The following is a 12,590-nucleotide window of genomic DNA, read 5'->3' on the forward strand; positions in this document are numbered from 1 at the left end:
ACCGCCCGGCCTCCCTCCGCCTCGCACCGGCCAACCCCGCCGCATTTCCAGCGGGAATCTCTCCGGAATTCCCGAACCAATCCCTGGATAACCCCTGATTTTCACGGCTCTTTCCTGAAATGAAGTCAAGAAATGTAGGTGGCCAGCAACTTCAACCCACAGCTAACGACAACACCTTCAAAGGTTTTACTTCGCAGCTGCCGCCCCTACTCAACCCCTCTTGTAGGAGTACCCCCATGGTTGGCTCTTCCAAGCTGTCCTCGGTGTCGTCGTCGGCGTTCCGCGGTTCGCTGGGCTCCATTGGTCCGACGGGGGGCATTGGCGCCCAGACGCCGCCGGTGGGGAAGTCGGGTGGGGTCGACGCGCTGTCGGCGCTGAGCCAGAACCCCATCATCCGGTCGCTGGCGGGTGAGAGCGGCTTCGACAGCGTGGGCAAGAGCGGATCGGCGCAGAAGGTGGGCGCGCAGGACGGGACGAAGCAGGCGGGCCTCCAGCAGCTGGTGGACACGCTCAAGCAGCTGGTGAAGGTGCTGGAGACGCTGGCGGGCCAGAAGGCGGGCGAGGCGGGCAAGGGCGGCGAGGCCGGTGAGGCGAAGGCCGAGGGCGCGGGCGGGGCGGAGCAGGCGGCTCCCCCGGAGCAGGCGCAGGAGGCCAAGGGCGCCGAGGGCAGCTCCGGCGCGGGCGGCATCGCCGAGGACGACGACGAGAAGGACCCCATCAAGAAGCTGATGAAGGCCCTGCAGCAGATCACGCAGATGATTGGCCAGCTCCAACAGGCGATGGGCGCCCAGGGCGGCGCGCCGGTCGGTGCGAGCGGTGGCGCGGCGCCCGTGGGCGGCGCGGCCTGAGCTTCCGCGGTCTCCCCCTGACGTTGAACGGCCCGTTCCCCGCTTGTCGGAGGACGGGCCGTCGTCGTTTCCAGCCGGGAGCCCTGAAGCGGATCAGCTCCGGATGAAGCCGCGCTTGAGCAGCTCCAATTCCTGACGGAGCTGCTGGGTCCTCTCCGTGGGCGCCACGTCCGTGCCGCCCTGCTGCTGCAACATCCCGGAGAGCTGCGAGCGGACGGCCTCCACGAGCAGCGCCGACGTAGGCGCCAGGTGCGCGGGGAGCTGACGGGTCAGCTCCTCCAGCGTCTCGCGCAGCGCGACGGTCATGCGGCCCACCTCGTCCTCCAACTGCGCACGGGACAACCGGCCCGGCTGCTGCGCGGCCTGGGTCAACGCCTGGAGCGACTTGAGCAACGTGTCCAGATCCTGCGCCATGTCCGTGCTCCTCGCGGGGGCTGCGCCCGACGGACGCGGAGCCTAGCGCGGCCTCCGGCCTCGCCAAAGACAACCCCTGTGCTGGCGCCAAGGAACATGGACGGCCAACCCCGAGGAAGTCCTGCAGTGCCCCTAATTCGCGGGGCAAGCAAGCCTGCCCGACCACCTGCCCTTCATCCGGGCGGGCCGATGCGCCTTCACGTCGCAGGCGGACCATCGGGCGCCAGATTTGAGGCGGAACGGATTGGCACCCCATCCGTGGCGACATACCGTTCAAAACATGCAGATAGAGGCATCGACGATCGAACCTTCGTCGATACCGCGAGAGGTGCCGTGGACACCTTGACGCCGCTGGAACGTAGCGAGCGCATGTCCCGCGTGAAGGCGCGGGACACGAAGCCGGAGTTCGCGGTTCGCCGGATGGTGAGCGCGCTCGGACACCGTTACAGGCTCCAGTACGGCAAGGTCCCAGGCCGTCCAGACCTTGCCTTCCCAGGACGGCGCAAGGCCATCTTCGTGCACGGCTGTTTCTGGCACAGGCATCCCGACCCGGCATGCCCACTGGCGCGGCTTCCCAAATCCCGCCTCGATTTCTGGCTTCCCAAGCTGGAGGCGAACCGTGCACGAGACCTCGCGAAGCGCGCACAACTCGAGCAACTGGGATGGTCGGTCCTGGAGATCTGGGAGTGCGAACTCGCGCGCGAACCCGGGCCGCTGACAGAACGTCTTCAGGCTTTCCTCAAGGCCCCCCCCCTGGTCAACAGTGAAGAACGTGAATCGGGGCAACCGCGTGGCGTTCGCGCGAAGTAGGGGCTCCGACGCCGCGTCGTGGGAATATCCGTTTCGGCGCGCACTCTGAGGCCTGGATCGTTCCCGCGACGAGGAGCCGGCCAGCGACGAGGAAATGGCGTCAGCCCGGGTTCCGCGATAGCACGGCCCCAGGTATCGAGGGCTCGCACGTCAGCCCTGGCTGGTAATGGACCCACTCATGGACTCAATCGAGTTGTTCACAGGCGCGGGTGGCCTGGCTCTGGGGACGCACCTGGCGGGATTCCACCATCGCGGCCTGATGGAATGGAACGACGATGCTTGCGACACGCTTCGTCGCAACGCGAAGGTCAACGCGCTGCCTGGGATCAGCGATTGGCGGGTGCATCAGGCCGACGTGCGGCTTCTCTCCTTCGACATCTTCGGCCCGGTGGACCTCGTCGCCGGAGGGCCACCGTGTCAGCCCTTCAGTCTTGGGGGCAAGCACCGCGCCCAGGACGACAGCCGCAACATGTTCCCCGAGTTCGTCCGCGCCGTGCGCGAACTACGCCCCCGCGCCTTCATCCTGGAGAATGTGAAGGGACTGCTGCGGCAGAGCTTCAGCAACTACTTCGAGTACATCAAGCTCCAGCTGGAATACCCGAGCGTCACCAAGAAACGCGATGAGGAATGGACCGACCATCGCAATCGCCTGGAGGACGTGAAGACGCGAGGCCGCCCTCAAGCCCTCAAGTACAACGTCATCTCCGAGCTGTTGAACGCGGCCGACTATGGGGTCCCCCAGACACGCGAGCGGGTCTTCATCGTGGGCTTCCGTGCCGACACCGGGCTGGAGTGGCACTTCCCCGAGCCGACGCACAGCATGGACGCGCTGAAGTGGGATCAGTTCGTCACCGGCGACTACTGGAAGCGCCACCGGCTCCGCGCACCACGTACCAAGCCGATCAGCCTCGGCGTGAAGCTGAGCGACCTGGAAAAAGGCGCGCCCTTGAAGACGAAGCCCTGGCGCACGGTACGCGACGCCATCGCCGACCTGCCTGAGCCTATCGAGGGACGCGACGCGAAGGAGTTCACCAACCATCGGCTCAACGTCGGGGCCAGGGCGTATCCAGGGCATACGGGCAGCCCTATCGACCTTCCCTCGAAGACACTGAAGGCGGGTGTCCACGGCGTACCCGGCGGAGAGAACATGCTGGCGTACCCGGATGGCACGGTCCGGTATCTCACCGTACGCGAGGCGGCTCGCGTCCAGACCTTCCCGGATACCTGGCGCTTCGAGGGTTCGTGGTCGGAGGCCATGCGGCAGCTAGGCAACGCCGTCCCTGTCGAACTCGCTGCGGTGGTTGCCAACAGCGTCGCGGCGAAGCTGAAGGCCAGCGATGAGCACTGAAGAGAACAACCCTATCGACTACGCCAGCCTGCTCCCCTGACGAGTGACATAAAAGTCCATTGCTCTACCCGAGAGGCGTTATCGAAGTAGCACCGTCGCGGCCATCCTAGCTCCAGAGCGGGCCGGGCGTGCTCCGTCACGACAGGAGTTAAGAAACTTTCTAGACTCCCTAGATAGTCGGGTTGAAATGGTTCCGTGACCACGCGCACGAGAAAAAGCAAGGCGAACTCCAAGAATCCAGAGGCCATCCTTGAGGACGACCTCAGGCGGCTCCGAACAAGATTAGACGCAATTGCCGCGCCGCTTATCGAGCAGGCAAGAACTCGCTTAAGAGCCAAGCTGATCGCACCGCTTGGCGACCTTGCAATCAGAGTCAACGCTCTCGATCCAATCAGGGAGCCCGCCCAAGTCTTTGATCCAGCGCGGCCATCAACGGCGGGCCGACTTGTCGCACTTGCACTACTCGCTCAACCCAAATATCCCCTAGCTGACATAGCTCGATTTTACGGTTCGGGTGTCTATGCCATTTACTACAAAGGCATCCATCCAGCATACCAAGCCATCAGCCAGACAGAAACACCCATCTACATAGGCAAGGCAGATCCTCAATCCAGCGAAGCTGACACACCACGGGACCAAGGAGACCGCCTATCTGGCCGACTAAGAGACCATAGGAAGTCAATCAGGACAGTCCAAGAGTATGCAGAGCCTCAGAATCTTCCAAATCCACTAAAGATACATGACTTTGAGTATCGTCGACTGGTCGTTGCAAGCAACGCACAAATGGCGGCCGAACGATACCTGATAAAGATATTCAAGCCAGTCTGGAATGACGAATTCAAAATCTGCTGGGGTATCAGCAAACACGGCGACGCAGCTTCCACTCGTTCAAACAAGCGGTCACCATGGGACACAATGCACCCAGGACGCCTTTGGGCGCTCGATGAGAAGTTAAAGGACAAGAAATCCGCTGCCCAGATCGTGGACGATATCAAGCGCCATCTGGAAACAAATGTTCCGATTATGGACCAGCAGCAAATCATGAACCAGTTCTTGAAAGATTTTATCCAAGAGCCACCGACCCGTGCAGATGAAGACCCAGTCAGCGCTATTGAATTAGACAAGGATTGACGTGCGCACAGCGGGTCCAGCGAAACGGAATCGACTCGCTCTTCGTTGTCCGACGTACTGACTGCTCGCAACCTACTGCGTCCCCATCTTGGGCCCCATACTTCTTCATCAGGAAGAACACACCCAAGAAACAAACCTTTGCGCGATACCACTGCGGATCGCAGCTCAACCCAGCGATCAAACCGTCGCGGCCTCCGGCCTCAGTGCACCGGCGCGGGCTGGGCCACCGGCAGCGCGGGAGCCGCCGTGACGACGGGCAGGGACGGGCCCTGGTCCAGGGCCGGCATCCGGGGCGCCACCTTGCCGGTGATGAGCCGCATGTCCCGGCCGCCCTGGGTGAAGAACGTGTAGCCCCAGTTGAGCATCACCGACAGCCGGTTGCGGAAGCCAATCAGGTAGGCGATGTGCACGCCCGCCCAGACCATCCACGCGGCCCTGCCGGTCATGCGCCACTTGTCGAAGAGCATGCCCACCGCGTAGCCGCGGCCAATCACGGCGAAGCTGCCCTTGTCGTGGTAGCGGAACGGCTGAAGCGGCTTCTGCCGCAGCCGGGCGCGCACCGTCTTCGCCACGTGCCGCCCCATCTGCATCGCCGCCGGCGCGATGCCCGGCACCGGCTTCCCATTCTCCTGCGCCACCGCCGCCACGTCGCCAATCACATACACGTCATTGTGCCCCGGCACGGTCAGCTGCGGCGTCACCATCACCCGCCCCGCGCGGTCCAGCGGCACGTCCAGCGAGCGCACCAGCGGCGACGCCGCCACGCCCGCGCCCCACATCACCGTGCGCGTGGGAATGCGCTCCTCCCCCACCGTGACGCCCTCCGCGTCGATGCCCGTCACCAGGGCCCCGGTGCGCACCTCCACGTGCAGCTCCTCCAGGTCGCGCTTCGCGCGCTCGGACAGCGCCTCCGGATACGCCGTCAGCACCCGCGGCAGTCCCTCCAGCAGCAACACCCGCGCCTGTCGCGTGTCGATGCGCCGGAAGTCCTTCGGCAGCGAGTGCCGCGTCATGTACGAGAGCGCTCCCGCCAGCTCCACGCCCGTGGGCCCCCCGCCGATGATGACGAACGTCATCCACTCGCGCTGGCGCACGGGGTCCGACTCGCGCTCCGCGGCCTCGAAGGCCGTCAGCACGCGCTCCCGGATGCGCACCGCGTCCTCCAGCGTCTTCAGCCCGGGCGCCACCTGCGCCCACTCCGGATGCTTGAAGTACGAGTGCGCCGCGCCCGTGGCCACCACCAGCGAGTCGTAGGAAATCTCCCCGCCTTCGACGACCAGCACCTTGCGGCGCGGATCCACCGACTTCGCCTCCGCCAGCATCACCTGCGTGTTGCGCGCCTTCAGCACGGAGCGGATGGGCGCGGAGATGTCCGCCGGGTTCAGCACCGCCGTCGCCACCTGGTACAGGAGCGGCTGGAAGAGGTGGTGGTTGTAGCGGTCCACCACCGTCACCCGGACGTCAGGGGCCTTGCCCAGCGCCTTCGCGGCCTCCAGCCCGCCAAAGCCCGCCCCGACGATGACCACGTGATGCCTGCTGTCCCGTGCCTGTTCCATGGCGGAAAAGGTGCGGCCCCATGACGCGATCGGCCACCACCCCCACCCTGTCCTCCCGTCCTACGCCCGGCGCACGCCCGGCCGCCCTGTTGGCAGGCGGCCGGAACGGAGCACGGAGAGCAGGGAGCCCTACGCCGTGGGAGGCGGCGCGGTGGACACCAGCCCCAGCTGCCGGGCGATGCGCTCCACGTGCAGCAGCATCGCCGCCAGGGTGCGCGTGTCCTTCACCAGCGGCAGCACCGCCGCGCGCAGCTCCCCCAGCACGCCGGTGCCCGCGGGGCCCGTGGCGCTCCACGCCGTCTCCAGCGCCTTGCGCGAGGCGTCCTTCAGGGGCGCGTTCTCCGCGTCCTTCGGGATGAGGCGCTCGGACGCCTTGCGCAGGCTCTCCAGCAGCTCCAGCACCGTGGTCTGCGAGGTGCCCTCCCCCTTCAGACGGTGGGCCATGCCCAGCGAGTGCTGGCCGTTGAGCCCCTCACGCGGCTTGCCTTCGGGGGACAACAGCCCCTCGCGCAGGTACTCCGAGGGACGCGTGGCCGACAGGTCGACGTTTTCGACGGTTCCCATGGGTTCACCCAAAAAATGAAGAAGTGGCGCGCCCATCACATCACGGCAGCGCCGCGAGCGCGTCCTGCACGTGCTTCTCGATGGCGGGGCGCTCCATCGTCGTCCACTTGGGGCCCGACCAGGGCAACCCACGCACCCCCTCCAGCAGCGCCTCCAGCCGCGCGCGCTTGTCCTGCGTCCCCGCGTCCCCCTCCACCGTGGCGCGCACCTCGCGGGCCACCCGGGCCTCCAGGGTGTCGCGCATGCAGCAGAGGTAGACGTCCTCCTCCAGCATCTTGGGGTTCACGGGCGCGGCGCGGCCCGCCTGGAGCACCCGCTCGTGGGTGGACACCACGCGCGGCAGCAGGGACACGAGCGGCTCGGACTCCCCCAGCAGCGCCGCCATGTCCTGGTAGCCCTGCTGGTACGCGGGGCCCACCTTCGCCAGCCGCTCGTAGCAGCCGGCCGTCTGCGGATTGAACGGCGTGCCCGGCACCTTCGCGGCACCGGGCGTCGCCGACTTGCATCCAAACAGCATGCTCCAGAGCCCCCCCAGCATCACGGCTACTCGTAGGTGATGCTGAGCTTGCCGGTACCGGCCATGAAGTTGGTGCTTCCGCTGGCCACGTCGCTGCCCCTGATCCATCCGGTCTGTCCGTTCCACGGGTCGGTCAAGAGGTACTGCCGGTCGGCCCCTTCGCCGCGCACGTCGGTCAGCATCAGCGCGTGCGACCCGCCGCCGTCCCAGTTCACCACGATGGGCACGTCGATGCCGTCCTTCAGCAGCGTGTCCGCGCGATCCAACGCACCCTGGCGGGCCGCCGGCGTGTCGGCGATGTCGTTGCGGGCGTAGTCGTGGTTGTTGTAGCGGCCCACCTGCGTGTCCAGCGTGGCCTCCGGCCACATGCCCGAACCGCCGGCCTGCCCGCGCTCCACCGCGACGCCGCCGTTGTTCGTCAGCGCCTCCGCCTGCTCGCGGCCAATGGCGGTGTTGGAGTCCGTGCTGTGGATGGGCTCGTCGTGCAGCCGGCGCGCGTACACCGGGTCCGCCTCCGCGCGGGCGATCTGCTGCGACGTGGGCGCGCACGAGTCGTTCCAGCGCTGCTGGAGGGCGCCCGTGCCACCCTGGAGGTCGATGACCGTGGACTGCCGCATCAGGTCCGCGCGCTGCGAACCGGCGATGCGGGACGCGTACCCCGTCACCTCGTTCATCGCGCTCGACGTGCCACCGAACACGCTGCGCGCGCGGTCCATGAGGCCGGGCGAGGCCAGCTGCTCGCGCCGCGCACCCACCGCCTTCAGGAGCAGCGCCCGCTCGCCCTGCACGTCCGCGCCGGCGATGCACTGGTTGTCGCGGTTGCCCGCGTTGTCCAGCGCGCCCTGCAGCGCCTTGTAGTCGCTGCCCGTCATGCCGATGAGCGCCTGCGCGGCGTCACGGGCCTGCGACGGCCCCATCACGCCTTCCTGCCCCGCGGCGCCCGCGGCATCGCGCGGCGTGGCCACGGCGCGGGTCAGCGTCTCCACCGTGGCCTGCGTGATGCGGTCCGGCCGCGTGTCCTGGAGCGTCTTCATCTCCAGGTACGTGCGCGTGGCGCGGTCCGCGTTCGGCGTGTTGAGGACGTTCTGATTCAGGAAGTCCAGCTCGTGCGTGAGCGCGTCCCCGCTCAGCGTGCTCAGCCGCGTCTGCAGGGCGGCCGCGTTCTCCGGGCTCAGCGTCCCCGGGGGCAGGTTGGAAAGGGTCTGCGACACCTGGGGCGGCACCGTGGCGGCCGTCCCGCCCGTGGCTCCACCGCTGGGTGCCTGCTGGAATGCATCCACCGTGTTGGTGCGCGCGGGCGCGACGGGCGCGGGCGGCGGCGCGACAGGGGCCTGCTCGGGCAGGCGCGTGCGCGGAACACTGGTATCGACTCGAACGGACATGGACTTCCCCCTCTAAAAAGTCAGCTTCCACCCATTGTCGCCCGGCCCTCCGGGAAAGTTGCGCCACCTTTCCCGGATCGCCGACTTGTTCCGACCTACCTGCACCTACCTTGGGAGAGGACTTCAGCCCGCCTTGGCGGCGCCCTTCGACTGCTTCCAGGCGTTGAGCATCTCCTGCTCCTGCTCGGGCTTGATGCCCGCGCGCTGCTTCTCCTGGCGCTCCGGAGGCAGGGTGCTGAACCACGCCAGCGTGTCGCGCACGGTGTCCGCCAGGGGGCGGGTGGTGAGGCCCGCCTGCATGGCGCGGTCGATGTTCACGCTGCCCAAGCCGCCTTCCGGGCCGGTGCGCGCCGCCCAGATGGGGATCTCCGCCATGGGCATGACCTTCTGCTGCGCCAGGAAGGCGCTGTCCACCCAGGTGAAGCGCGCGTCGCCGCCCGTCGCCTGCTGGATGCCCTCCAGCATGGCGCGCATCTTGATGGGCTTCGCGGGGCCGGTGACGTTGAAGATGCCCATGGTGCGGCGCTCCGCGCCCCGGATGATGAAGGCGGCCAGGTCGCGCGCGTCGATGAACTGCACCGGATCCTCGCCGTCACCGGGGGCCAGCATCTCCCCGCCCTTGGCCACGCGCAGCGGCCAGTAGGTGAAGCGGTCGGAGCCGTCGTCCGGCCCCACGATGTAGCCGGAGCGGATGCTGAGCGCGCGGCCCGGGAAGGCGGCCTCCGAGGCCTGCTCGCAGAGCGCCTTGAAGGCGCCGTAGCTCGTCTCGGTGATCTCCTCCTTCGCCGAGGGGTCGATGGTCGCGACGGCGTCCGCCTCCGTCAGGTTCGGCTTCGTCATCTCCTTGTAGACGGAGACGCTGGAGATGAAGACGTACTGGCCCACGTCGGGCGCCAGCAGGTCCGCGGAGGCCTTCACGATGCGCGGGTAGTAGCCCGACGTGTCGATGACGACGTCCCACTTGCGGCCCTGGAGCGCCTTGAGGCCTTCGCCCTTGCCCGGGTCGCGGTCACCCTGGAGCTTCTCCACGTCCGGGAAGAGGCCGGGGTTCGTCTTGCCACGGTTGAAGAGCGTGAGGGTGTGGCCGCGCGCCTTCGCCGTCTCCACCAGCGCGGGCCCCAGGAAGCGAGTGCCGCCGAGGATGAGGATGCTCAAAGGCTTGCTCTTGGGCTCCTCCGCAGCCGGCCCGGGCCCGGGCCCCGCCTTGGGAGTGGACGCACAGCCCAATGCCTGGACCGCGCCCAACGCGGCCGCTGCTTGAATCACGCCTCTGCGGGTCAACTTCATGCCGTGGTTCCTCCGGGTAAGGGCTTCTGCGCAATGACTTCAGGGGTGCGCTCGCGCTGCTGGCGCGCGAGGAACAGGGACACCGCGAGCCACAGCGCGGCCAGCGGCACGGCGACCAGCGACAGGCCCATCATGCCCAGGCCCATGGCGGTGAGGCCGCCCTGCAGCCACGCGCTCACCGTGTCGCTGCCGCGGTAGACCACCGTGTCGATGAAGCTCTTCGACTTGTAGCGGGCCTCGCGGTCCACGGTGGTGAACAGGATCTCCCGCGACGGGCGCTCCAGCGCGTAGTGGCTCGCGCTCCTCAGCGCCTTCACGCCGATGAGCACCCCGAGCACCGGCGCGAACGCGAGCGCCCCGAAGCCCAGCATGGTGAGCACCGGCGGCACCGCCATGGCCACGCCCAACCCCAGCCGGGAGATGATCCGCCCGGTGACGAGCGTCTGCAGGCCCAGCGTCAGCACCTGCACCCAGAAGTCGATGTCCGCGAACGCCGCCGTGCGCGCCGCCGCGCCCTTCGCCATCCCGGCCACCAGTTGCACCTCCTGGTAGTACAGGAACGTGGAGGTGGCCGCGTACAGGAGCACCTGCAAGCCCAGCGCGAGCAGGAACGGCGACGTCACCAGCAGCCGCAGCCCCGCGAGCATCCCGCCGCCCACCGGCCCCTCGCGCGTCGCGGGCTGGTGCTGCACGTCCCGCGCCCAGCCGCTCAGGCGGCGCACGCACTGCGCGCTCACCTCCAGCATCACCGCGGACAGGAGGATGAGGTTCACCGGGCCCACCGGCTCCGCCAGCCGCCCGACGAGGAACGGGCCGACAATCATCCCCGTGGTGCCGCCCGCGGCGATGAAGCCGAAGAGCCGCTTGCCCTGGTCGCTGGCGAACACGTCCGCCATGAAGCTCCAGAAGATGGAGACGACGAACAGGTTGTAGACGCTCAGCCAGACGAAGAACGCCCGCGCCACGCCCTCCTTCGCCACGCCCAGCTTCAGCAGCACGAAGAAGACGAGCAGGTTGACGAGGAAGAAGCGGTAGACGCGTGGCACGACGACGCGCCGGGGATAGCGCGACACCAGCGCGGAGAAGGCCGGCACCGCCAGCAGCATCACGACGAACGTCACCGTGAAGAGCCAGGGCAGGTGCTTCACGTCCCCCGCCGTGCCCATCTCGTTGCGGATGGGCCGGAGGATGGCGTAGCCGCACATCAGCGTGAAGAAATAGACGAACGAGCCGAGGACCGCCCCCACCTCCTCGTCACGGACGTCCACGAAGCGCTTGAGCATGATTGGCGGCGCCCTCAACGGCGGCTCTGGCAGGCTATTCCCAACCTGCGTTGCTGGGGAGGAAAGTCGTTATTTCCCGGCGAGGATTTCGCGCACGGTGGCCTCCACGCGGGGCAGGGCCGCCTCGATTTCAGCGACGGAGGTGGCGCCCACGGAGAGGCGGAACCAGCCGGTGTCCTCGGCGAGCCCGAAGGCCTGGAAGGGCACCACGGCGAAGCGGGCCTTCTCCAGGAGGCGCTTGCGGATCGCGTCATTGGTGGTGAGGCCATCCCTGCCCACCAGGTCGAACTGGACGGACAGGTAGATGGCGCCCTGCGGCGCGATGGCGCGCACCGGCAGGCCCGCGTCCTTCATGCGCTGGAAGCCCCGGTGGAGCGCTTCCAGACGCGCTTCCACGCTCGCGCGCATGGAGGTGAGGAAGGACTCGGTGGCCTTCGTGTCGTCCAGGTAGCGGGCGGTGGCGACCTGTTCGGCCTTGGGGGCCCAGGCGCCCACGTGGCCCAGCACGTCGCGCATGCGGGAGATGAGGGTGGGCGCGCCCACGGCCCAGCCCACGCGCACGCCGGTGGCGGCGAACGCCTTGCTGATGCCGTCCACGAACACGGTGTAGGGCGCGATGGCCGGCACCAGCTCCACGGGCGTCACGTGCTTCGTGCCGCCGAAGCTCAGCACCCAGTAGATGTGGTCGTACATCAGGATGAGCGGCTTCTGGCCGCGGCCTTCACGGGCGCGGTTCTCCTCCACGATGCGCTCGCAGATGGCGCGCAGGGCGCCCGGGTCCACCATGGTGCCGGTGGGGTTGAGCGGGCTGCACAGGCAGAGCAGGCGCGCGGTGGACAGGTGCGGCTCCAGCTGCGCCAGCGTGGGCATGAAGCCGGAGTCCGCGTCGGTGGTCACCACCACGCTCTTCGCGCCGAGCATGTGGGCGTAGTGGTTGTTGTTCCACGACGGCACCGGGTAGACGACGACGTCGCCCGGGTCCAGCACCGCGCGGTAGGTGGCGTAGATGATGGGCCGCGCGCCGCCCGCGATGAGGATGCCCTCCAGCGGGTACTTCAGCCCCAGGGCGCGCTCGTAGAAGCGCTGCACGGCCTGGCGCAGCTCCAGCACGCCGTCGGACGGCGGGTAGTTCGTCTCGCCGGCCTGGAGCGCGACGCCCACCTGGTCGCGCAGGCCGGTGGGGATGGGGAACTCCTTGGGACTGAAGTCACCCACGGTGAGGTTGCAGACCTGCGTGCCTTTGGCCACGAGCTCGCGGATCTCCGCGGCGATGCGGAGGATTTCGCTGCCCACGAGTCCACGCACCATGGTGCCCACGGTGGTGTCGTCGCGCGAGGGGCGCGGAAGGGAGGTCAGGTCGAGGGCCATGATGCGGAGTCTCCGGTTCGGGGGGCTCGAGGGGGTGGCCTGGGACGCGGCCGGGCGGACCCTATACGCAACCGGCCTGGGC

Annotated in this window: 12 protein-coding genes; 4 read left to right on the top strand and 8 right to left on the bottom strand. The window is 67.8% G+C overall.

Features of this window, described 5'->3' with window-relative positions; genetic code table 11:
* Positions 1-236: 236 nt before the first annotated feature.
* Positions 237-848, top strand: coding sequence for a hypothetical protein (locus D7X12_RS32310; protein WP_120629082.1), 612 nt, complete (start codon positions 237-239; stop codon positions 846-848).
* Positions 849-941: 93 nt separating this feature from the next.
* Here the strand turns inward: D7X12_RS32310 and D7X12_RS32315 are convergent, their stop codons facing one another.
* Positions 942-1,262, bottom strand: coding sequence for a hypothetical protein (locus D7X12_RS32315; RefSeq protein ID WP_120629083.1), 321 nt, complete (start codon positions 1,260-1,262; stop codon positions 942-944).
* A 333-nt stretch (positions 1,263-1,595) separates the two neighbouring features.
* On the opposite strand from D7X12_RS32315, the gene D7X12_RS32320 reads away from it, so the two are divergent.
* The 3 genes from D7X12_RS32320 (at position 1,596) to D7X12_RS32330 (ending at position 4,551) form a co-directional block, all read left to right on the top strand.
* Positions 1,596-2,072: a very short patch repair endonuclease gene (locus D7X12_RS32320; protein WP_120629084.1), complete on the top strand. Its 477-nt coding sequence runs from the start codon at positions 1,596-1,598 to the stop codon at positions 2,070-2,072.
* A gap of 178 nt (positions 2,073-2,250) precedes the next feature.
* Positions 2,251-3,420 (top strand): DNA cytosine methyltransferase, encoded by a 1,170-nt coding sequence (locus tag D7X12_RS32325; RefSeq protein ID WP_120629093.1) that lies wholly within the window; start codon positions 2,251-2,253, stop codon positions 3,418-3,420.
* Positions 3,421-3,615: 195 nt separating this feature from the next.
* Positions 3,616-4,551, top strand: coding sequence for an Eco29kI family restriction endonuclease (locus D7X12_RS32330; RefSeq protein WP_120629085.1), 936 nt, complete (start codon positions 3,616-3,618; stop codon positions 4,549-4,551).
* A 200-nt stretch (positions 4,552-4,751) separates the two neighbouring features.
* Here D7X12_RS32330 and D7X12_RS32335 read toward each other — a convergent pair whose 3' ends face one another.
* The 7 genes from D7X12_RS32335 to D7X12_RS32365 form a co-directional block, all read right to left on the bottom strand.
* On the bottom strand, positions 4,752-6,077 hold the full coding sequence (locus tag D7X12_RS32335) for an NAD(P)/FAD-dependent oxidoreductase (RefSeq protein WP_244224914.1): 1,326 nt from the start codon (positions 6,075-6,077) through the stop codon (positions 4,752-4,754).
* Between the two features lie 159 nt (positions 6,078-6,236).
* The gene (locus D7X12_RS32340; RefSeq protein WP_120629087.1) at positions 6,237-6,671 is read right to left on the bottom strand and encodes a hypothetical protein; all 435 of its coding nucleotides are present in this window, start codon (positions 6,669-6,671) and stop codon (positions 6,237-6,239) included.
* A 40-nt stretch (positions 6,672-6,711) separates the two neighbouring features.
* Entirely contained in the window at positions 6,712-7,209 is a 498-nt protein-coding gene (locus tag D7X12_RS32345; protein WP_120629088.1) for a hypothetical protein, read from the bottom strand.
* 5 nt (positions 7,210-7,214) lie between these two features.
* Positions 7,215-8,570 (bottom strand): hypothetical protein, encoded by a 1,356-nt coding sequence (locus tag D7X12_RS32350; protein WP_120629089.1) that lies wholly within the window; start codon positions 8,568-8,570, stop codon positions 7,215-7,217.
* A gap of 123 nt (positions 8,571-8,693) precedes the next feature.
* Entirely contained in the window at positions 8,694-9,857 is a 1,164-nt protein-coding gene (locus D7X12_RS32355) for an NAD-dependent epimerase/dehydratase family protein (protein WP_120629090.1), read from the bottom strand.
* Positions 9,854-11,140 carry an NTP/NDP exchange transporter gene (locus D7X12_RS32360; protein WP_120629091.1) on the bottom strand — a complete coding sequence of 429 codons (1,287 nt, stop codon included), beginning with the start codon at positions 11,138-11,140 and terminating at the stop codon, positions 9,854-9,856. Before D7X12_RS32360 ends, D7X12_RS32355 begins: the two co-directional genes overlap by 4 nt.
* 69 nt (positions 11,141-11,209) lie before the next feature.
* Positions 11,210-12,508, bottom strand: a complete 1,299-nt coding sequence (locus tag D7X12_RS32365) for a pyridoxal phosphate-dependent aminotransferase (protein WP_120629092.1) — start codon at positions 12,506-12,508, stop codon at positions 11,210-11,212.
* Between the last annotated feature and the right edge of the window lie 82 nt (positions 12,509-12,590).

Origin of the sequence: Corallococcus sicarius (genome assembly GCF_003611735.1) — a bacterium.
Taxonomy (GTDB): Bacteria; Myxococcota; Myxococcia; order Myxococcales; family Myxococcaceae; genus Corallococcus; species Corallococcus sicarius.